Below are 21,030 nucleotides of genomic sequence, written 5' to 3'. Positions count from 1 at the left end.
GCAACAAAAACGATAATAACCATGGATGATTTATGCGCCTCACGACTCTCACACTGTGCCTTGCGACACTTTCTGCTACTTTTGCCCCATCAATATTGGCTAAAACCCCTGATGCAGCTCAGCTAGCCGCCGATGTTGAACAAAAAGTGATTGAGTGGCGCCGCGACTTACATCAACACCCTGAGTTATCTAATCGTGAATTTAGAACCAGTAAAGTCATTGCAGCTCACCTTGAATCTTTAGGTTTAGAGGTGCAAACCGGCATAGCTCATACAGGGGTGGTAGCGATATTAAAAGGCGCCAAGCCTGGTCCGCTTATTGGTATTCGCGCTGACATGGATGCGCTGCCAGTAACTGAAGAAGTGGACTTACCGTTTGCATCAAAAGCCACTGATACATACCGAAATCAAACCGTTGGTGTGATGCATGCCTGTGGTCATGATACTCATGTGGCTATGTTAATGGGCGTTGCTGAAAACTTAGTAAAATCTCAATCAAGCCTTGCTGGTGATGTGATGTTTATCTTTCAGCCTGCCGAAGAAGGTGCCCCAGCGGGTGAAGAAGGAGGTGCGGAGTTAATGCTTAAAGAAGGCTTATTTACTAAGCGCAAACCTGATCAAGTCTTTGGTATGCATGTCACTTCAAGTTTGCCTACTGGTGTGATTGGCCTTCGTTCAGGCCCTGCAATGGCATCAGAAGATTCTTTCACTATTACCGTTAAAGGTCGCCAAACTCATGGTTCACGACCTTGGGGTGGCGTTGACCCTATTGTGGCATCAGCGCAAATCATTAATAGCGTACAAACCATTATTAGTCGTCAGGTTGATGTTACCAAAGCGCCAGCTGTCGTCAGTTTTGGGGCGATTAATGGCGGCATTCGTTCAAACATTATTCCTGATGAAGTGGAACTAATCGGTACTATTCGTACTTTTGATCAAGATATGCGTGCAGAGATAAAAGTAAAGCTTGCTGAAATCGCAGAGCTTTCAGCCAAAACATTGGGTGCAACAGCAATTACCGAGATTGATGCGGGCTACCCTGTTACGGTCAATGACCCACAACTCGTTGCCGATATGCGCCCAGTGATCCGCAGTGTAGTAGGCAAAGACAATTTGATTGAACCTGGACTGATTACGGGTGCAGAAGATTTTTCATATTACGCACTAGAAACACCCGGTTTATTTTATTTTCTTGGCGTGACGCCAGCTGGGAAAGATCCTGCCACGGTTGCAAGTAATCACTCACCGTCATTTTATGTGGATGAAAGCGCACTAAAAGTTGGCGTTCAAACGATGACACAAGTTGCCTTAACGGCTTTAGGCGCAATGCAATAGACAGCACAACATCGTATTTTACAATTTATAAAAGGAAGCAATCATGACACGCACAATAGCCGCGTTAGTGGTATTACTGACAACTTGGGTAAGTGGCGCAGCGAATGCCACCACCCAAGAGGATGTGAATACATTTACATTAGATAACGGCATGAAGATTATGGTGCTAGAAGATAGCAGCATTCCCAACGCCAATATGTACTTATTTTGGAAAGTCGGCTCACGTAATGAGGTACCAGGTATTACTGGTATTTCACACTTTTTTGAACACATGATGTTTAACGGTTCTAAAAAGTTTGGCCCTAAAATGTTTGACCGTACGATGGAAGCGGCTGGTGGTGCGAATAACGCGTATACCACTGAGGACATCACGGTTTATACCGATTGGTTCCCTGCTAATGCATTAGAAACCATTTTTGATTTAGAAGCCGATCGAATTGCCAATTTGGATATTAATCCTGAAATGGTCGAAAGCGAGCGAGGTGTGGTGCAGTCTGAACGTACGACAGGGCTTGAAAATTCAAACTGGCGCACCATCCAAGAAGAAGTAAAAAGTGCGGCATTTAGAGCGCATCCTTATAGCTGGTCGGTGATAGGCCATGAATCAGATATCGCCGCTTGGAGTTTAGAAGATTTACAGCAATACCATAAAACTTATTATGCGCCTAATAATGCAGTAGTCGTTATCGCTGGCGATGTGAAAGTTGCTGAAGTGAAAAAACTGGCTAAGCAATATTTTGGCGTTATTCCAGCACAAACCCCGCCTAAAGCAGTACGCACCGTCGAGCCTTTGCAAAAAGGCGAGCGCCGCGTATTTGTTGAAAAAGCATCTGTGAGCACACCGAATGTGATGCTGGCTTACCATGTTCCTTCAACTAAACATGAAGATTATTATGCTCTTGATTTACTGAATACCATTTTCAGTGAGGGCAATAGCTCGCGTCTTTATCAAGGTTTGGTCGATAAACAAATCGCGTCTAATGTCTTTTCTTATTTGCCAATGTCATTTGACCCTAACTTGTTTTACTTCATGGGTGTCGCAAATTCAGGTGTTGATGCCGTGCAGTTAGAAGCCAATATGATTGCTGAAATTAATCGCATTAGCTTAGAAGGCGTTACGCAAAATGAGCTTGAAAAAGTGAAAAACATTAAGCTAATGAATTTTTACCGCACCATGCAAACCATTAATGGCCGTGCTAACACTTTAGGGCGTTATGAGCTGTATTTTGGTAGCTATGAAAATCTATTTAGTGCGCCAGAAGCTTATAACAAGGTGACTGTTGAAGACATTCAGCGAGTTGCGCAAACTTATTTACGTAAAGCCAATCGCACAGTGGGTGTGTTAGCTGCAACAGAAGGAGCTGACCAATGATTTCATTATCAAGATTTAGCAAAAATACCACAGCATCTGCGATAGCACTGGCTTGTTCGTTAGCGATAACAGGGTGTGCTAGCACCAATGACACTGCACAAACAGTCGATACTGGCAGTTTTAGCATGCCGCAATATGAGTCGATGACCTTAGACAATGGCCTTAAAGTTAACTTTATGGTGCAGTCAGAAGTGCCGATTATTAATGTGAATACGGTCATACGTGCAGGTGCTGTGAATGACACCACTTCAGGTGTTTCTTACATGACAGCCAAAAGCTTATTACTTGGTGCTGGCGGTAAAACGAAAGCGGAAATTGAGCAAACCATCGACTTTTTAGGTGCGAGTTTAAATACCGCATCAGGCCGTGAAAGCACATTAATTGCTGCTGATTTTATGAGTAAGGATGTAGATACGGTTCTGGCGATCATGCAAGACGTACTCATGTCGCCTGACTTTGATAGCACTGAATTTGAGAAACTGAGGCAACGTGAAATTGTTGGCTTATCACAAGCTAAAGAGAGCCCACGAGCAGTAATTGGCCGATACTACAATAAAATGGTCTTTGGTCAGCATCCGTATGCGAATCCAACAACAGGTAATAGCACCTCACTAACTGAGATTAATATTGCCCAGCTGCGAGCATTTCACAAAAGCTATTATCAGCCAAGTAACATGGCCATTAATGTTGTCGGTGACTTTGACGCCGCTGAAATGAAAGCGAAATTAACCCAAGCCTTTGGTAGCTGGCAAGGCACCGAAAAAGCGGTGCAACCTGATTTAACCCAAGGTTTACCAAAGTTATCATCGAGTAAAGTCCTGCTGGTGGATAAGCCTGATGCCATTGAGACCACCTTCATTTTTGGTGGCTTAGGGATCCGTCGCGATAACCCTGACTATGTCGGCTTAACCGTAGTGAATACCATTTTAGGTGGCCGTTTTACCTCATGGCTAAATGATGAGTTACGTGTCAATGCTGGTCTTACTTACGGTGCTCGTTCAGGTTTTAATGCTTATTCTGATGCTGGCACATTCCAAATCAGTACCTTCACAAAATCTAGCACCACTAAAGAAGCAATGGATTTAGCCTTAAAAACCTATGCGCGTTTATGGGAGCAAGGTATTGATCAACAAACGTTAGATTCAGCCAAAGCATATGTAAAAGGGCAGTATCCACCCAAGTTTGAAACAGGTGGCCAGCTAGCTGAACTCATGGCTGATATGTATATCTACAAGTTTGATGATTCATTCATTAATGAGTTTCAAGCTAAAGTGGATGGGTTAACACTAGAGGAAACCAAGCGCTTGGTTAGCACCTACTTCCCGCAAGATAACTTGCAATTTGTATTGATTGGTAATGCTGAAAAAGTGGCTGACATTGCTAAAGAGTACGGTGAAGTGACTCAAATTAAGATGACGGATGTCGGCTTTGGTCAATAATTCACGACCATAAAGTTTGAACTGGTTAATTGGAAATGCCTTTCATCTAAGATGAAAGGCATTTTTTATTGCAATCCATTAGCTTACAAACGGAATACACTTAAAAAATAACGCTTTTTAAAAACCTAAATTTGAAAAAACAGCTGAAATAAAATAGTGTTCTTGCTAGTTCATCGTTGAAGTGAAAGGTTGCGCCGTTGATGTTGTATCAAACTGTCTTAATGGCAGGTAAAAATCTGCTTATGTTAACCATGGTATTGATGGCCGTGATAATGACACCTGCTGCGATAGCGGCCAAAGTGGATATCAGTCAGTTTTGCCCAGTACTTGATGGCGATTGGGAAGGTTCAGCGGCTAAAAGTGGTGTCGCGCCAAGACATGTGACCACAGCGGCGATTTGCTCATCAGACAAGCGGAATTTGATGCTGACAGTGAGTCGTGGCGACAGTAACCCAAACAGTGAAGTGTGGTGGTTTAGAGCACAAGGTAATGATGTGCTACTGACCTACACTGATGGGGTAGGTGAAGATCGTGAGCAATTATTCAGTTTATATCAACGGGGAAATAGCTTTACGTTTTTAGGCAAAGGGCAAATGAATCAGCGCCCTGCATTAATCAGGTTAAGGTTTGAGCCCAAATCTTCGGTCGGTTCTAAAGAGGAACAAGCTAGCTCTGGTAGCTGGCTGTGGCGTCAAAGCGCTCACTATCTCGATGATGATAGCGAGCAATATCAGTTAATTCGTGCGATAGAGCTGCGGCCTGTAGCTCAATAATTCATGAATGTTTGTCACGATTAACTCTTTTCTTTATTTTATATAAGAGCTATTCAGCACCTGCGTAATCAAGCTGACGCCAAGCTTCATAGCTAATAATGGCTACAGAGTTAGACAGGTTTAAGCTGCGATTACTCGCCGCCATTGGGATGCGCAGACGTTGACTGGTCGGAATCGATTCAATAATCTCCATCGGTAGTCCACGGGTTTCTGGGCCAAATAACAACACATCATCTTTGGCAAATGCCAATTCACTATGCGGGCGACTGCCTTTAGTGGTGCACGCCATAATGCGTTTTCCTGCCATTGCTTCTAGAAATGCTTCAAAGTTTTTATGGCGAGTAATATTGGTTAAATCTGAATAGTCTAACCCTGCACGGCGCAGTTTCTTTTCTTTTAAGTCAAAGCCTAGTGGTTCAATCAAATGAAGTTTAGCGCCATTGTTAGCACATAGGCGGATAATATTGCCGGTATTTGGGGCGATTTCTGGTTCATAAAGAGCAATATTAAACATGGGCGTTACCTTGATTGAGTGAGCTCGGAATTATACGCAAACATTCTAGGCTGTGAAAGACATGATGAATTTAGTCTGTGTAACAGATTAAATCCATCACGCTTAATGAGGGATGTACGTCGTTGACCCGTTGAGCGGAATAAAGCTCAACACTAACTCAGCATTTTTAAAGGTAAGCGGATCTTGACCTGTAAGCCTTGTGGTTCAAGGTTGCTGGCAATGATTTCCCCTTGATTTAACTTAATTGCTGCTTGAGTAATGGCTAAGCCTAAACCCCAACCGCCAGATTCACGAACACGTGAACTATCAGGGCGATAGAAAGGTTTAAATATCTCTTCAAGCTCAGCGTCGTCAATACCTGGACCATTATCACTAATGGTGATCAGGATATGGCTTTTCTTTTGCACTGCATTAATCGTAACCCTGCTATCAGCATATCGAATCGCATTACGCAGTACGTTTTCGATGGCGCGCGATAAAGATTTTGGATAGTGGTCTAAGCTGATAGATTCAGGGATATCAATTTCTAATTGCTTCTGCTGTTGCTCGGCTTCAAATTCAGCATCATCAAGGATTTGGCTTAATGATTCAGCCAACTCTAAATGGACTTTATTCTCATTGTTACTGATGGTGACACGAGACAAGGTGAGTAGCTCTGAAATCAAATCCTCTAGTTGCTCGGCTTCGTAACCAATACGCTCAATTTCAACACTGCTTTGCTCTTTTTTACGAGCAAGCGCTAAGGATAACTGTAATCGCGTCAGTGGGGTTCTTAGTTCATGGGAAATATCGCCCATGAGCCTTTGTTGATTGTTAATCATGGTTTCGATAGCGTCGGCCATGCTATTAAAGGCTTGCGCTAACTCGCCAATTTCATCGCCACGGGTGGCAACTTTTTTATCAACTCGGCTAGATAAGTCACCGCCGGCAAGGGCATTAGAACTTTGCTTTAGTGAACGAAGTGGCTTTCCTAAGTTCCATGCTAACAATCCGCACAAAACACCAGACATCAACATTGCAATGATGACTGTGAGTAACTTGTGGTCGTTAAAAAAGAAAAACCAAGGCTTAGGGTGATTATCAGCGATACGGCTGTAAACTCGGTATTGACGCTCACCAGCGATAAAGGTGTATGGGCCAAAGATAAGCTCGGTGCGAAACTGATGACTTATCGGTTCTTTGTGGTCTTCACTTAACAGCAAAAACTCACGAAAAGTACGAGGCACTTTTTGATGATTTATGACCCGACTTTCATCGTCAAGAATATAAAACTTGAGCGCTTTACCTTCAGGACTGCGATGACGGTTGAGTTTTTTTAACGCACGAGTATTTTCCAGTAGCTCTGGTTCTTCGATCAAGTGCTTCGCTACTCGTTTGAGAAGGTGCTCTTGTTTGTGGGAAAGCGGCTGTTGATCGTGATTTTGTTGTAAAAAAGGCAGCACGCCGACAAAGCCAATGATTAACGAACTGCATAACCAAAAGCCCAGCAGCAATTTAACAAATAAACGGTTTATAGAAGGTAATAACGTCATTATGGGATCCAGATATACCCTTTACCACGAATGGTTTTCACCCTTGGACGACCATCTTTACGCTCAGGTAACTTTTTGCGCAAATTGGATAAATGCATATCTAAACTACGATCAAATGGCATTAATTTTTTGCCTAATACGGTTTCACTCAGCTGCTCTTTAGTGACCAAATCACCGGCTTGGGTAATTAAGCTGTGCAGTAGTGAAAACTCTGTTCCCGTGAGAATAATAAGCTGTTCATTACAGTAAAGCTCTTGTCTGGCCTGATCTAAACTCAAATCGCCAAAAGAGATTGTATCTTGTTCACCACTATCGGCTTGGGTAAGGGCTGAGCGGCGCAAAATCGCGCGCATACGGGCGATTAGCTCACGATCATTAAACGGTTTTGGTAAGTAGTCATCAGCGCCAATTTCAAGGCCAACCACACGGTCAATTTCATCACCACGAGCCGTCAGCATTAGCACTGGGGTTTGCTTTTGGGTTCTGAGAGCACGCAAAACTTCAAAGCCGTTAAGCTTTGGCAACATGACATCAAGTAGGATTAAATCAAAATCTTGATTTTGTGCATAATCAAGGCCTTGTTGGCCATCAAATGCTTGGGTTAAATCAAACCCTTCAAGTTCTAGAAGTTGGGCTAATAATTCTGACAAGCCTGCGTCATCATCAACTAATAAAATTCGACTCATTGGTATCCTCACTCATTTATTAACCACACTATATAACGAATGAGGAACCAAGGTTAGTAACATTGCACTCTTTTACAAATTGAACAGTGCTACTTGAATGAGATAGAACCCCTCTACGGCTGAGTATTCAACTGGTATTTGCCATCAGTGCGGATATAAATTGTCGCGCCATTTTCTGCGGCTTCGATGTTATGTGAGAACTGACCCGTTGAGCCGAAGTAACTACCTGCATTAAGAGCTTTAGCGTTCTCTGTTTCTGCTGACCGATATTGTAAATTTCCTGCAATCACTATACCGCGAAACTCCTCAGCATCGACGTCGATTTCTCCTTTGTAACCAGCTGGGATTTTGACCATAGTGCCGCCAAGTTGTCCATCGGCGTTACTGCCCCATAACGCAGTCATTTGCACATCATTGCCATTAATAAAGCTAACATCAGTTGGATTTAACCACACATGATTTGATTCATGAAGATTAATTGGCTTTTCTCCATTATCAAAATGCTGATCCGATGGTTTGACAAGATAAGGGCCGCTATCGATTTCTAAGAAAATTGTATTGGCTTCACCATTGGCTGACGTGATGTGGTTTTCGCCAGCGGGTTGAGTCCAAAATGAACCAGTAGGCATCCACATCGTTGCTGCATCAGGGTCGTCATTATGCATTTGTCCCTTAATCACAATACCGCGATAGGTAATGTTGTGAATGTGCGGAGGCGACGAGAAGCCTTTATTGAATTTAACCAGCATGCCAGTAGGCATATTTTTAGTGCGGTCGCCCCATAGATTAGCAGCCCCTGGGCTTTTATCACCACGAAGTGGGTTTAGATATCCCCATTGAATTTCACTGCTGCTAATGACTTCAGATTGGAGTTGAGCGGTTTTAGCTATCGCTTGTGTGGCTGAAAAACTGCCTAAAATAGCAATAGAAATAACGAAAGGAGATAGGTTCATTATAAAAGTCCGCTAGTGGTGTTTAATCAAAACAATATTGATCAATTAATTCTAGTGAATAATTATAGTGAATAGATTTAAATCAGAAACAGGCTAAAGCTATAAACACTATCGTGTTATTTTTGATAATCGATCTTAGCAGTTGATTCTGTACTTTTGATGCTGACTAATTGGAAATGCCCTATTGGCAATGATCTGTTGGAAATGCCCTATTGGCAATGATCTGTTGGAAATGCCCTATTGGCAATGGCCTATGGAAATGACCAAGGCTATCATTTTTACAAAAAAGCGAACCTGTTTCAGGTTCGCTTTTTTTGAAGAATTGAAAGACTGTTGCTTATAAATCCTTGGGTTATTTCTGCATATAACGCTTAATTTTAACCACAATAAACGTCAATAAAATTGAGCCCGCAATTAATCCAACTGAGAACACCACGTTTTGCAGTGCCATAGGATTAATGACCAACATACTGCCTAAACCTAGCATCATAATGCCAGACATGAGTTTAAGCACTTCACCTTCTTTTTCGGTCAGCTTACGCTTACCTAAAGTTGCTGAGAATACGATAACAATAGTCGCCAGTGGAATAACATAAATTATGTTATAGGCGATTAAATACATATAGCGCTCAATAGTATCTAAGCCTGAAATCGACAATACGGAGGTGTAAATCATGGGAAAACCCGCAGTACACAATAACTCATAGGCATTAGCGAGGATTGCTAATATGGTTGAGCCAATGATCAGTGTTGGCAAGGAGCTGGTTTTAGACAGTTTACCCATGCGCTTGATTAGGCTACCTCGATTTTCAACTGACATCGATAAGCTGACATCCCCTTTGCCATAGAAGAAGTCTTTAATATTGACCCCCGCAGCGACTAAAGCGAGTAAACCTGCACCTGTGATAATCCAGCCACCATCACCACCGCCTAGTAGAATGAACAGGTTGAGCCATGCACTCATAAAGATGAAGTAAATAAAGCCTGAGAAAAACACAAAAATCCCGCCGACCAATAACATGCGCTTGCGACTGCCAGCATTCACCATAATGCTTAGTAAAAATAGCAAGACGAAAAAGGCGCAAGGGTTAAAGGCGTCAACACCTGCGAGCACCAATGTCAGTACAGGTAATGACATCTTTTCGGGTTGTACAGCACCAATTAATGGAATATCTACGGGTTGCACATGAGGCGTGTTATCAGCTTGATTAAGGTTTGAAGTACTGGTGTCTGGATCTAAGTCTAAACCACAGGTACTTGGGTTGTTTGGGTCAGAGTTATCAGAACAGGTTTCAAATAATGGCGTGTTAGCCGTTGATTTATCCTCGTAAAAGTCTGCCATTAAATCTTGGCTATCTTTTGCTGCATGAGCGTTACCGCCATTACGTTGGTAGCAAGCTTCTAACCGTTCAAGGATATATCGACCCGTTACGTCATGACTGTTATAGCCTAAAATCGCTTCGCCACAGACGGCAAAGTAAGGCACAGACTTAGGCTCAACGCCTGTGTGTTTGCCCATTTCCATTAACTTATCGACATTACCTGGTTCACTAATGAGGTAGTCTTCAAGGTTTATCCAGCTGTAACGTTCTGCAAGAGCATCAATAAAAGGATGGGCTTCACGACAGTGTGGGCAAGTCGATGACCAGAAAAAATGTAAGTTTACCGAGGGTTCGGCGGTTGTTTTGTTGACCCAAATATCAGACTCATCTGCTTGGGCTAGGCCTGACACTGAAACTAACAGGCTAAATAAAATCATCATGCGGGTGAAAAACTTGCTCATCCATAACCTCAACTAATACACCTAAAAGAATTTACCAGAAGCTCAGCACCCTTGATGAAAGTGTGAGGGAAAACTGAGACTTCAATGTTATCTCTGATACAAAACATTACTGTTTGTTCAGTATGGAAATTATTCTTGTTTATATACGTGAACTGGCTCGCATATCTGCTTGATGAAATGAGTTTGTATCTGAATTTGAGATCTTTACATAGCTTTACCGACACATAACCCTTGCTGACATTGCATTCGCTAAACTAGCTTCATACCAAAAACGACTTCAAAGGATTTGTTAGTCAGCTTGGTATAGCAACACCAAATTCAGTTAGCGATGCGAGTTAACCCATGTGTTCAAGCGTCGTGACTTATTCACACAGAATGTATTAAGCAAACAAATAGGTGACATTATGAAATCACGTTTAACAGTAAAAAGCAGTTTAATCGCTCTTGTCGCTTCTTCTGCGTTATTAGCGGGCCAAGTATATGCAACGAGCACTGCAGAGACGACAGCTCAAACTGAGCAGACTCAACAAAAAGGTGAGCGCGGCGGTAAACACCACGGCAAGAGCATGCATAAGAGTGTGCGCAAAATGCTTCGCTCTTTAGATTTAACCGAGACGCAGAAAACTGACGTTAAAGCAGTTTTTGAAAAGTACAAAGAAGATAAAGCTGACCGTCCATCTGCTGAAGAGCGTGCAGCACATAAAGCTGAAATGCTAGCGCTGATTAGCAATGCTAACTTCGACGATGCTCAAGCTGATGCCATTATTGATGCTAAGCAACTTAAGATGAAAGAAGGCATGAAAAACTTCATGAAAATGCAAAACGAAATCTATCAATTACTGACAGATGAGCAAAAAGAGAAGTTTGACTCACGTTTTACTAAAGTTAAAAGTAAAGGTCGTCGTTAATCGTTGACGGAGTCAGTTATAATAGAGGGATATTATCTTGCTAAATGATGCGTGATTACCTCTACTATGACGAAAGATTCAGAGTACGATTTTTGGGTTAAACTAGCTAGCCGCGCTGCAGTGGCTACAGCCCTAATCCTTATTGTGATAAAATTACTCGCTTGGCTCTATTCAGGGTCAGCGAGTATGCTTGCATCATTAACCGACTCGTTTGCTGATGCATTAGCTTCCATCGTTAACTTCATTGCTATTCGCTATGCCATTTTACCCGCAGATGACGACCATCGTTACGGGCATGGTAAAGCCGAACCCCTTGCTTCTCTTGCCCAATCTGCCTTCATTTTAGGTTCAGCATTTTTATTAATGTTTTATGGTGGAGAGCGCCTATTTAATCCGGTGGAAGTTACCCATGCAGGTTTAGGTGTGGTGGTGTCGATTATTGCCTTAATCATGACTTTTGCCTTGGTGCTGCTACAAAAGAAAGCCTTAGCTAAAACCAATAGTACGGTAGTTGAAGCCGACTCGTTACATTACAAGTCGGACTTATTCCTAAATGGTGCGGTGTTGTTAGCGTTAGTACTGGCACAGTATGGCTGGTGGTGGGCGGATGGTTTATTTGCGGTATTAATTGCTTTGTATATCGGTCATCAAGCTGTTGATTTAGGTTATCGCTCAATTCAGTCATTGCTTGATCGAGAGCTAGATGAAGCAACTCGTGAGCAGATTGTCGAGATTGCCAAACAAGATAAGCGTGTGCATGGCATTCATGATTTGCGTACCCGTCAGGCGGGTAAAACGACTTTTATTCAGTTCCATATTGAGCTTAAAGGATCGTTATTATTACGTGAGGCGCATGAAATTACTGATAAAACCGAACAACGACTGCGAGATGCTTTTGATAGTGCTGAAGTGATCATTCACCAAGACCCAATTAATTAGATTATTAAAGAGCATCATTTGAGTTAATGCGTCGCATCAAAATATAAAAATGCCGCCAACAATTGAATTTGCTGGCGGCATTTTTTCAGTATATGTTTTTCAATATACTCAATACATCAATCAGTATTAATAACCTAACTGACGAAATTGTTCAGTGGCTGCAGTGACAATATTTTCAATCGTATTATCGACATTGACGGTCACGACTAAGGCTTCTTGGCTGGGACTCTCTAAGGTCGAAAATTGACTATCAACCATGTTCTGTTTCATAAAGTGACCGCTTCTGGCCTGCATTCTTGCCAAGATAAGCTCGTAGCTGCCTTCTAAATACAGAAAGGCGACTTGTTGATTACCGTCTCGAATCGTATCACGGTATTGCTGCTTTAACGCCGAGCAGACAATAATGGCAGTTTCGTTTTTCGATTCGATACTGTATGCGGCGTCTCGAACACGTTCCAACCATGGTGCCCTGTCATCATCATTAAGTGGCTCGCCACGAGCCATTTTTTGAATATTGGCACGTGGGTGTAAGTCATCACCATCAATAAACTTGGCATTTAAGCGAGTTGCTAACTTTTCACCAACGGTGCTTTTACCACAGGCACATACACCCATCACAATAATGGTTTTACCGGTCATGTACTTTCCTTAAGTTAAGGATGTTCTATGTTCTATGTTCTATGTTCTATGTTCTAGCTTCTGGGTTCTCAACTGTGATCCTTAATGCAGTATTGAGTATTGAGTATTGTTTTAAGTTTCAGTGAGCCTTTTGCAGTTAATCCATTTCTAGTTCTTTCAATTTACGCGTTAAGGTATTGCGTCCCCAGCCTAGGCGTTTTGCAGCTTCTTGTTTATGACCTTGGGTATGTTTGAGCGCTGTTTTTAATAGAATTCGCTCAAAGGCAGGTTGCACTTCGGTGAGTAAATCACTTTCACCAGCGGCCAGTTTTTCATCTATCCACTGGGTCAATGCGACTTGCCAATCAGATACGCCATTCACTCTCTCGCCAGCACTGACAGGATCTTTTAGTAATTCTGTTGGTAAGTCTTGTGGCAGGATTTCTTGCCCTGATGCCATAACGGTTAACCAGCGGCAGGTATTTTCAAGTTGTCTAACGTTGCCCGGCCAAGGCAATTGCTCAAGTTTGGTGGCAGTTTCTTTGGTGAGTATTTTCGGTTCTACGCCAATTTCTTTTGCCGCAGAGACTAAGAAGTGAGTTGCCAGTTGGGCAATATCTTCACGACGTTGTGAAAGCGGTGGCAGGTGAACTCGAATGACATTAAGGCGATGGAATAAATCTTCACGAAAATCGCCTTTTTGCACCAATAACTCTAAGTCTTGATGCGTGGCGGCAATAATTCGCACGTCCACTTGCACTGCAATATGGCCACCGACGCGATAAAACTGACCATCTGCAAGTACGCGCAATAAGCGGGTTTGCACATCAAGGGGCATATCGCCAATTTCATCTAAGAATAAGGTACCACCGTTAGCTTGTTCAAAGCGTCCTTGGCGTACGTTGGCAGCCCCAGTAAAGGCGCCTTTTTCATGTCCGAACAGTTCTGATTCAATTAAATCTTTCGGGATGGCAGCCATGTTTAATGCAATAAAAGGGCTGTCTTTTCTTGGGCTGTGTTTGTGTAGCGCGCCTGCAACCAGTTCTTTACCGGTACCCGATTGACCATTAATTAATACGCTAATTGATGAACGTGATAGGCGGCCGATAGCTCTGAATACTTCCTGCATCGATGGCGCTTCGCCAATGATCTCCGGTGTTTTGACCACTTCTGGCTCTTCGCTTGGGACTGGCACTTGCTCCGTTGCATGGGTAAGTGCACGCTCAACCAGTGCGATGGCTTCATCAATATCAAATGGCTTCGGTAAATATTCAAATGCACCAGCTTGGTAAGCGCTGACGGCACTGTCTAAATCAGAATGGGCTGTCATGATGATGACTGGAATATGCGGGTAGTGCATTTGTAAGCGATCAAGCAATGTCAGTCCGTCGGTACCAGGCATACGAATATCCGACACAATCACGATTGGTTGTGAGATCTCTAATGCTTGCCACAATGACTCCGCAGCTGCAAAGCTGGCAGTGGATATTTTAGCGCCGAGTAGCGCTCTTTCTAATACCCAGCGAATTGAACTGTCGTCGTCGAGGATCCAAACTTGTTCGCTTATATTCATGTTACTTCCTCTATGGCCATCAATGGCACGTTATTGTAATGGCAGGATAATAGTAAATTCAGTGTGTCCTGGCGCCGATACACAATCGATTCGACCTCCATGTAGTCGAGCAATATTGTGTGCAATGGAGAGCCCTAATCCTGAGCCCTCTTCGCGACCCGTTACCATAGGGTAAAATAGGGTATCTAATAGTTCGGCAGGGATCCCAGGGCCGTTATCTATAATGGATAATGCAAGTACCAGTTTATATCGCTGAGTTCCAATGGTGACCTGATGTTGAGTGCGAGATCGAATTAAGATTTCCCCACCTTCGACTTCCAATGCTTGAGCCGCGTTTTGCACTATATTAAGCACTGCTTGTTGCAGTTGGTCGGCATCCATACTCATATCTGGAATTGATGGGTCGTAATCGCGGGCGAGTTTGACCTTTTCAGGCAAAGCTAACTCGGTCAACTTTAAGACTTTCTCCACCACTTGATGAATATTATGTTCTGTATGCTGTGTAGGGCGCTGAGGCCCTAATAACTTATCGACGAGATTTCGCAGTCGATCTGCTTGCTCAATAATCAGATCAGTAAACTCTTTTAACTCGGGTTCAGCTAATTCTCGCGACAACAATTGGGCTGCACCACGCAGGCCGCCTAATGGGTTTTTAATCTCATGGGCAAGATTTCGGACTAAGAATTGCGCCGCTTGTTGTTGGGCATCAAGATTCAGTTGTTGGTGAATGCGATGTTGTTGATCGACCTGACGCAGTTCTAATAAACTGAGGTTATCTTCGCTTTCCATTGGGATTAAAGTGATATCGATAATATGGTGCACGCCATCTAAGGTCATGAGCGAGGCAGTATTGATGGTTATGCCCTGATTGGCATTAACTGAATCAATCAGTAATTGAATCTCAACTCCCATAGATTGATATAGCTCTGGGAGGCGCTGTTCAACTAGTTTGTTTGCACCAACACCAAGCAGCTGTTCTGCTGCCGCATTGGCATAGTGAGGCCGTAATTCGCTATCAATAACGAAAACTGCGGTAACTAAATGATTCAGCAGATTATTTGTGTCCATCAATTGTCCTGCATAATGAAGTTGCACCATTATGTTGCACCGATTTGGTGCGTTGTGCAACTTATTCTACATCGACAATCAATTTATAAACGCCTGAACAAATAATTTTTATCTATATGAAAGTTATAGATTTTATTAAGTTCTAGGTGTTGGTCTAGGCTTATTTAGAATCGATGTCTGATGTAGAAATATCTTTCTAGCAGAACTAGATGCAAGGACTTTGCCGTTTTGGGTCAAAATCTTAACCACTAAATTATGTTCGCCGCGATTCACTTCGGTAACATTAAAAATAGCGCTAGATTGTGGTTGACCATACAGGATGTCGTCGATGTATAACGCGAGTAGGTAACCTTTTGGTAATTCTGGTGCTGCGCTGGCAACAACAGTGAAATTACCTTGGTTATTACGAATGGTTTCTTCTTGGGTTGGGTTAACGATACGGACACGGTAGGTGATAGGTTCAGCGCTCTTCTTCATCACTTCAGTTTCAGTCGGAATGCTGACTGAAATACTATTTTGAGTGTTTGCGTTTAAATCAACAGCTTCAGCATTCTCTCTAGGTTCATCACTATAATGGACTTTACCGTTTTCATCGACCCAACGATAAACGGTTGCATGGCTGCTAGAGATGATAATACTGCATAAAATAAGGCTAATAATTAGGGTTAAGCGCATTTGGGGTTCCTTCACCTTGGGCTTTAATCACCTTAATACTAGCCTCTTTTTAACAAAAAATCAGCAATTACTGATGAACTGAATTTGCTAATTACTTGTACTGACAGCGATATTCGCTCACTTCTGATGTACGGATTTTGAAATTCACGTTGGCATCCAATTCAAAAAGATTACCCGCAGCAACTGTTGTCCATTCAGTGGCTTGAGGTAATAACACCTCAAATTGACCTGAGGTAATGTTCATTACTTCTGCTTGAGTGGTGTCGAAATCATACTCTCCAGGCAATACGACGCCTAAGGTTTGATGACTGCCATCAGTGAAATGAATGGTGCGACTGATGACTTTGCCATCAAAATAAACATTCGCTTGGGTGGCGACATCGACCTGTGAAATAACGCTCATTGTGGTATTCCTTAATTAAATCATGCTAGTTTTATTTTATTTTGTGAATATAAATGCAAACAGTATGAATATAAAGTAATAAAAAGTTATAGGCTAGACTGAATTGTAAAACGAGAAGTGTTCGATTTAAATTTTTATAAATGAGTAATTTACAGGCAATAAAAAACCCGCCTAAGCGGGTTTTTTTAATCATTTAATATGATTAATAACGATTAAGAACCACGGTTGTGACGCTTACGTTCGTTTTCAGTTAAGTAACGCTTACGAACACGAATGTTCTCAGGTGTTACTTCTACTAATTCGTCATCATCGATGAACTCAAGCGCTTGCTCAAGTGTCATTTCGATATGTGGAGTCAGTACTTGTGCTTCATCTGTACCAGATGCACGCATGTTAGTAAGTTGCTTACCTTTCAAACAGTTAACTGTTAAGTCATTTGCACGAGCGTGTAAACCAACTACTTGACCTTCGTATACTTCAGCAGCGTGTCCAATAAATAGACGACCACGTTCTTGAAGGTTAAATAATGCGAATGTCAGTGCTTTACCAGTAGCGTTAGAAATCAATACGCCACGAGCACGTTGACCAATATCGCCGCCTTTCACTGGACCGTAATGGTCAAATGAATGGTAGATAAGACCAGTACCAGAAGTCGCAGTCATGAATTCAGTTTGGAAACCGATTAAGCCACGGCTAGGGATAACGAAGTCGATACGTACACGACCCTTACCATCTAACTGCATGTCACGCATGTCACCTTTACGGGTACCAAGCTTTTCGATAACACTACCTTGATGCTCTTCTTCAACATCTACAGTTAATGTTTCGAATGGTTCACACATCACGCCATCGATTTCTTTTTCGATAACTTCTGGACGAGATACTGCTAACTCGTAACCTTCACGACGCATGTTTTCAATTAGGATACCTAAGTGTAATTCACCACGGCCTGATACGCGGAAACGATCCGGAGATTCAGTTTCTTCAACACGTAGTGCAACGTTATGAACTAGCTCTTGCTCAAGACGCTCAAGGATATTACGTGAAGTGACGTACTTACCTTCTTTACCAGCGAATGGAGAAGTGTTGACTTGGAAAGTCATTGTTAGTGTTGGCTCATCTACAGACAACGGAGGTAGCGCTTCTAATGTAGAAGGCGCACAGATTGTGTCTGAGATTTGTAATTGGCCAAGACCAGTAATTGCAATGATGTCACCAGCGTTAGCTTCAGCAACTTCGTGACGGTCAAGACCCATGTAACCTAATACTTGGCCCATTTTACCGTTACGAGTTTTGCCATCAGCGCCAACAACAGTCACTTGTTGGTTGGTCTTGATGCTACCACGCTTAATACGACCAATACCGATAACACCCACGTATGAGTTGTAATCGATTTGAGAGATTTGCATTTGGAAGTCACCTTCCGAATCAGCATCAGGAGAAGATACTTTCTCTACAATTGTTTGGAAAAGTGGTGTCATGTCTTCGCTTGTTTCATCAGGATCTAATGAAGCGAAACCATTTAATGCAGAAGCATATACGATTGGGAAATCTAACTGTTCGTCAGTTGCACCTAAGTTGTCGAATAAGTCGAATACTTGGTCAATAACCCAATCAGGACGAGCACCAGGACGGTCAATCTTGTTAATAACAACGATTGGCTTAAGGCCCTGTGCGAATGCTTTTTTAGTTACGAAGCGAGTTTGTGGCATTGGGCCATCAACTGCATCAACTAATAATAAAACAGAATCTACCATAGATAGAACACGTTCTACTTCACCACCGAAATCGGCGTGACCAGGAGTGTCTACGATGTTAATACGGTAGTCGTTCCATTTGATGGCTGTATTCTTAGCCAGAATGGTGATACCACGTTCTTTTTCAAGATCGTTAGAATCCATTACACGTTCTGTGGCTTCACCTCGACTTTCAAGGGTGCCAGACTGAGCCAAAAGCTTATCTACCAAGGTTGTTTTGCCATGGTCGACGTGAGCAATAATGGCGATATTACGTAAATTCTCTAACACGGATAAAACCTCTATACCATCAAATAAAAATAGGAGTTTATAGGACTAATAAGTATAGCCACCATAAAAAAGCGTGCCATTCTACTCCAGCAAGGCTTGAGTAGATAGGATTATTTTTGAACACTTGCTTATTTATAAAAATTTAAGCTTTAAAGATAGAAGATAAAATTCAAAAAGGATCATATTGCCTCAATAAAGTGACGCTTTAATGAACTAGATCAATGATGGCGTTAAAACCAATGCACCGAAATGGACTTTTGCACCATTAGTGCGCATAGTGGTGCACCGAAGTTGTGCGTTATTAGTGCCTTACGCGAGAGGGATATTTTTATTGTATTTTAAATCAATGCTTTATCTTTCTGGCATGAAAGTCGCTTATAACAAATCAAATTCGAAAGCAGACGTGATGTCTGACGAATAACAAGATTACATTAAGGGACAACCCTTTACCCTACCGGAGGCTTAAGAATGTCAGTTGAATCAATCCTAAAACAAATTGAAGAACTAGAAGTTAAGTTCGTAGATTTACGTTTTACAGACACTAAAGGTAAAGAGCAGCACGTCTCTATTCCTTCTCATCAAGTGAACGATGACTTTTTTGAAGATGGCAAAATGTTTGATGGTTCATCTATCAACGGTTGGAAAGGCATCAACGAATCTGACATGGTGTTAATGCCAGACCCTTCTTCTTTCTTATTAGATCCTTTCACTGAAGAAGTTACTGGTCTTATTCGTTGTGACATTTTAGAGCCAGCGACAATGACGGGTTACGAACGTGATCCACGTTCAATTGCTAAGAAAGCTGAAGAGTACCTAAAGTCTACTGGTATTGCTGACACAGTATTAATTGGTCCAGAGCCAGAGTTCTTCTTATTCGACGACGTTAAGTTTGGTACTGACATGTCAGGTACTTTCGTTAAAGTTGACGCGAAAGAAGCAGCATGGAACTCAGGTACTAGCTACGAAGACGGCAACACAGGTCACCGTCCATTCGTTAAAGGTGGTTACTTCCCAGTTGCACCAGTAGATTCATCACAAGACATTCGTAGTGCAATGTGTCTAATTCTTGAAGAATTAGGTCAAGTGGTTGAAGCGCATCACCACGAAGTTGCTACAGCTGGTCAAAACGAAATTGCTACACGTTTCAACACGCTTTCAAACAAAGCGGATGAAATCCAAATCATGAAGTATGTGGTTCATAACACGGCTCATGCATACGGTAAAACAGCGACATTCATGCCTAAGCCAATTGTTGGTGATAACGGTAGTGGTATGCACGTTCACCAATCTTTAGCTAAAGACGGTGTTAACTTATTCTCTGGCGACAAGTACGCTGGTTTAAGTGAACTAGCTCTTTACTACATCGGTGGTATCATCAAGCATGCTCGTGCATTGAACGCATTCACTAACCCAAGCACTAACTCTTACAAGCGTCTTGTTCCTCATTTCGAAGCGCCTGTAATGTTAGCTTATTCAGCGCGTAACCGTAGTGCTTCAATCCGTATCCCAGTGGTACCAAGCCCGAAAGCACGTCGTATCGAAACACGTTTCCCAGATCCAACCGCTAACCCATACTTAGCATTCGCAGCGCTGCTTATGGCTGGTCTTGACGGTATCCAAAACAAGATTCACCCTGGTGAAGCAATGGATAAAGATTTATACGACCTACCTGCTGAAGAAGCAGCTGAGATCCCACAAGTTGCAACTTCTCTAGAGAATGCACTTGAGAACTTAGCAGCTGACCACGAATTCTTAACTAAAGGTGATGTATTCAGTAAAGACTTTATTGAATCTTACATAACTCTTAAAAATGAAGAATGTGAGCAAGTATCTCGTACTACTCACCCAATGGAATTCCAACTTTACTACTCTCTATAAGTAGAAGTTGTTTAACGCAGATGCAGTTTGATTAAGCTCATCAACCGTTAACGAAAAAGCCCTTACTGGTTTCAGTATGGGCTTTTTTATTGCCTGAACATTCATCGTTTTATCCAACTCAACCAAGATGCTTCTGTATTTATAAACACAAACCCTCATTCTCAAATGGCATGTATCAATATGTATCAGATAACTTTTGGTTATGAGTGTTATAAAGATTAACAATTATTCACTTAACAATTGAGTCATTAATATACACCCCATAACAAGCGCTTACGAAGTCAGGTGACTTGTAATGCGACAAGATGGGACCACTCATCGACATGACTCAACTTAATGAGAGAATACAAATGAAAGTTAAATTAATCGCCACTTTAGTCTCAGCTGCTTTAATGACAGCATGTTCATCAACTAGCTCAAGTGGAAGCCATTCTTCACCAGCGCCAGAATTACCAGTTTCTCCTGAAATGGTTAACCCAATTGAAGATACTAAACCTGGCCAAGGGCCTGAAGGTAATCCTACAACACCAGATTTGCCAGTTGCATCAAACCCAA

General features: G+C 42.2%; 19 protein-coding genes. 7 read left to right on the top strand and 12 right to left on the bottom strand.

Going from position 1 to position 21,030, the window contains the following annotated elements:
* Positions 1 to 32: 32 nt before the first annotated feature.
* From LMH66_RS17440 to LMH66_RS17425, 4 genes are all read left to right on the top strand, one after another.
* Positions 33 to 1,334: an amidohydrolase gene (locus LMH66_RS17440; protein WP_229371776.1), complete on the top strand. Its 1,302-nt coding sequence runs from the start codon at positions 33 to 35 to the stop codon at positions 1,332 to 1,334.
* Between the two features lie 43 nt (positions 1,335 to 1,377).
* Positions 1,378 to 2,706, top strand: a complete 1,329-nt coding sequence (locus LMH66_RS17435) for a M16 family metallopeptidase (RefSeq protein ID WP_229371770.1) — start codon at positions 1,378 to 1,380, stop codon at positions 2,704 to 2,706.
* Entirely contained in the window at positions 2,703 to 4,145 is a 1,443-nt protein-coding gene (locus LMH66_RS17430; protein ID WP_229371765.1) for a M16 family metallopeptidase, read from the top strand. Before LMH66_RS17435 ends, LMH66_RS17430 begins: the two co-directional genes overlap by 4 nt.
* Positions 4,146 to 4,345: 200 nt before the next feature.
* Positions 4,346 to 4,918 carry a hypothetical protein gene (locus LMH66_RS17425; protein ID WP_229371760.1) on the top strand — a complete coding sequence of 191 codons (573 nt, stop codon included), beginning with the start codon at positions 4,346 to 4,348 and terminating at the stop codon, positions 4,916 to 4,918.
* Positions 4,919 to 4,967: 49 nt separating this feature from the next.
* On the opposite strand, the gene trmL is transcribed toward LMH66_RS17425, so the two are convergent.
* The 5 genes from trmL to LMH66_RS17400 form a co-directional block, all read right to left on the bottom strand.
* A complete protein-coding gene (gene trmL / locus LMH66_RS17420) occupies positions 4,968 to 5,432 on the bottom strand; it encodes a tRNA (uridine(34)/cytosine(34)/5-carboxymethylaminomethyluridine(34)-2'-O)-methyltransferase TrmL (protein ID WP_229371757.1) in 465 nt (154 codons plus the stop codon).
* 152 nt (positions 5,433 to 5,584) lie between these two features.
* On the bottom strand, positions 5,585 to 6,964 hold the full coding sequence (locus LMH66_RS17415; RefSeq protein ID WP_229371752.1) for an ATP-binding protein: 1,380 nt from the start codon (positions 6,962 to 6,964) through the stop codon (positions 5,585 to 5,587).
* On the bottom strand, positions 6,964 to 7,650 hold the full coding sequence (locus LMH66_RS17410; RefSeq protein WP_102526762.1) for a response regulator: 687 nt from the start codon (positions 7,648 to 7,650) through the stop codon (positions 6,964 to 6,966). The genes LMH66_RS17415 and LMH66_RS17410 overlap by 1 nt, the downstream gene beginning before the upstream one ends.
* Before the next feature lie 113 nt (positions 7,651 to 7,763).
* The gene (locus tag LMH66_RS17405; protein WP_229371748.1) at positions 7,764 to 8,603 is read right to left on the bottom strand and encodes a DUF4437 domain-containing protein; all 840 of its coding nucleotides are present in this window, start codon (positions 8,601 to 8,603) and stop codon (positions 7,764 to 7,766) included.
* 352 nt (positions 8,604 to 8,955) lie between these two features.
* Positions 8,956 to 10,386, bottom strand: a complete 1,431-nt coding sequence (locus LMH66_RS17400) for a cytochrome C biosynthesis protein (protein ID WP_229371746.1) — start codon at positions 10,384 to 10,386, stop codon at positions 8,956 to 8,958.
* Between the two features lie 404 nt (positions 10,387 to 10,790).
* Between LMH66_RS17400 and LMH66_RS17395 the strand changes: the two genes are divergently transcribed.
* Both LMH66_RS17395 and LMH66_RS17390 read left to right on the top strand, forming a co-directional pair.
* Positions 10,791 to 11,294 (top strand): Spy/CpxP family protein refolding chaperone, encoded by a 504-nt coding sequence (locus LMH66_RS17395; protein WP_102526765.1) that lies wholly within the window; start codon positions 10,791 to 10,793, stop codon positions 11,292 to 11,294.
* 66 nt (positions 11,295 to 11,360) lie between these two features.
* On the top strand, positions 11,361 to 12,233 hold the full coding sequence (locus LMH66_RS17390) for a cation diffusion facilitator family transporter (protein ID WP_102526766.1): 873 nt from the start codon (positions 11,361 to 11,363) through the stop codon (positions 12,231 to 12,233).
* A gap of 126 nt (positions 12,234 to 12,359) precedes the next feature.
* Here the strand turns inward: LMH66_RS17390 and LMH66_RS17385 are convergent, their stop codons facing one another.
* From LMH66_RS17385 to typA, 6 genes are all read right to left on the bottom strand, one after another.
* Positions 12,360 to 12,872 carry a gluconokinase gene (locus LMH66_RS17385; RefSeq protein ID WP_102526767.1) on the bottom strand — a complete coding sequence of 171 codons (513 nt, stop codon included), beginning with the start codon at positions 12,870 to 12,872 and terminating at the stop codon, positions 12,360 to 12,362.
* Between the two features lie 136 nt (positions 12,873 to 13,008).
* On the bottom strand, positions 13,009 to 14,424 hold the full coding sequence (gene glnG, locus LMH66_RS17380) for a nitrogen regulation protein NR(I) (protein ID WP_102526768.1): 1,416 nt from the start codon (positions 14,422 to 14,424) through the stop codon (positions 13,009 to 13,011).
* A gap of 30 nt (positions 14,425 to 14,454) precedes the next feature.
* The gene (glnL, locus tag LMH66_RS17375; RefSeq protein WP_229371744.1) at positions 14,455 to 15,492 is read right to left on the bottom strand and encodes a nitrogen regulation protein NR(II); all 1,038 of its coding nucleotides are present in this window, start codon (positions 15,490 to 15,492) and stop codon (positions 14,455 to 14,457) included.
* A gap of 135 nt (positions 15,493 to 15,627) precedes the next feature.
* Positions 15,628 to 16,167, bottom strand: coding sequence for a DUF4124 domain-containing protein (locus LMH66_RS17370; RefSeq protein WP_102526769.1), 540 nt, complete (start codon positions 16,165 to 16,167; stop codon positions 15,628 to 15,630).
* Positions 16,168 to 16,258: 91 nt separating this feature from the next.
* Entirely contained in the window at positions 16,259 to 16,570 is a 312-nt protein-coding gene (locus LMH66_RS17365) for a pyrimidine/purine nucleoside phosphorylase (RefSeq protein ID WP_102526770.1), read from the bottom strand.
* A 212-nt stretch (positions 16,571 to 16,782) separates the two neighbouring features.
* Complete coding sequence (gene typA, locus LMH66_RS17360) at positions 16,783 to 18,597, bottom strand: translational GTPase TypA (RefSeq protein WP_229371739.1); 1,815 nt, start codon at positions 18,595 to 18,597, stop codon at positions 16,783 to 16,785.
* A gap of 468 nt (positions 18,598 to 19,065) precedes the next feature.
* Here typA and glnA point away from each other — a divergent pair, with 468 nt between their 5' ends.
* A complete protein-coding gene (gene glnA, locus LMH66_RS17355) occupies positions 19,066 to 20,475 on the top strand; it encodes a glutamate--ammonia ligase (RefSeq protein WP_102526772.1) in 1,410 nt (469 codons plus the stop codon).
* A 328-nt stretch (positions 20,476 to 20,803) separates the two neighbouring features.
* Here glnA and LMH66_RS17350 read toward each other — a convergent pair.
* Positions 20,804 to 21,030 (bottom strand): hypothetical protein (locus tag LMH66_RS17350; protein ID WP_229371728.1); only part of this gene is annotated, 227 nt, incomplete at its 5' end.

It is taken from the genome of Shewanella sp. 10N.7, assembly GCF_020806285.1.
Taxonomy (GTDB): Bacteria; Pseudomonadota; Gammaproteobacteria; order Enterobacterales; family Shewanellaceae; genus Shewanella; species Shewanella electrodiphila.
The sequence above is the reverse complement of the archived record's forward strand: the minus strand, read 5'-3'. Positions and strand labels throughout refer to the sequence as shown.

Bases quoted from the DNA above. Each gene is read 5' to 3' on its own strand.
- LMH66_RS17435 (WP_229371770.1), top strand. From the start codon at position 1,378: ATGACACGCACAATAGCCGCGTTAGTGGTATTACTGACAACTTGGGTA.
- LMH66_RS17390 (WP_102526766.1), top strand. From the start codon at position 11,361: ATGACGAAAGATTCAGAGTACGATTTTTGGGTTAAACTAGCTAGCCGC.
- LMH66_RS17405 (WP_229371748.1), bottom strand. From the start codon at position 8,603: ATGAACCTATCTCCTTTCGTTATTTCTATTGCTATTTTAGGCAGTTTT.
- LMH66_RS17415 (WP_229371752.1), bottom strand. From the start codon at position 6,964: ATGACGTTATTACCTTCTATAAACCGTTTATTTGTTAAATTGCTGCTG.
- LMH66_RS17385 (WP_102526767.1), bottom strand. From the start codon at position 12,872: ATGACCGGTAAAACCATTATTGTGATGGGTGTATGTGCCTGTGGTAAA.
- LMH66_RS17395 (WP_102526765.1), top strand. From the start codon at position 10,791: ATGAAATCACGTTTAACAGTAAAAAGCAGTTTAATCGCTCTTGTCGCT.
- glnA (WP_102526772.1), top strand. From the start codon at position 19,066: ATGTCAGTTGAATCAATCCTAAAACAAATTGAAGAACTAGAAGTTAAG.
- glnL (WP_229371744.1), bottom strand. From the start codon at position 15,492: ATGGACACAAATAATCTGCTGAATCATTTAGTTACCGCAGTTTTCGTT.
- LMH66_RS17430 (WP_229371765.1), top strand. From the start codon at position 2,703: ATGATTTCATTATCAAGATTTAGCAAAAATACCACAGCATCTGCGATA.
- LMH66_RS17370 (WP_102526769.1), bottom strand. From the start codon at position 16,167: ATGCGCTTAACCCTAATTATTAGCCTTATTTTATGCAGTATTATCATC.
- LMH66_RS17440 (WP_229371776.1), top strand. From the start codon at position 33: ATGCGCCTCACGACTCTCACACTGTGCCTTGCGACACTTTCTGCTACT.
- LMH66_RS17410 (WP_102526762.1), bottom strand. From the start codon at position 7,650: ATGAGTCGAATTTTATTAGTTGATGATGACGCAGGCTTGTCAGAATTA.
- LMH66_RS17400 (WP_229371746.1), bottom strand. From the start codon at position 10,386: ATGAGCAAGTTTTTCACCCGCATGATGATTTTATTTAGCCTGTTAGTT.
- LMH66_RS17365 (WP_102526770.1), bottom strand. From the start codon at position 16,570: ATGAGCGTTATTTCACAGGTCGATGTCGCCACCCAAGCGAATGTTTAT.
- trmL (WP_229371757.1), bottom strand. From the start codon at position 5,432: ATGTTTAATATTGCTCTTTATGAACCAGAAATCGCCCCAAATACCGGC.
- LMH66_RS17425 (WP_229371760.1), top strand. From the start codon at position 4,346: ATGTTGTATCAAACTGTCTTAATGGCAGGTAAAAATCTGCTTATGTTA.
- glnG (WP_102526768.1), bottom strand. From the start codon at position 14,424: ATGAATATAAGCGAACAAGTTTGGATCCTCGACGACGACAGTTCAATT.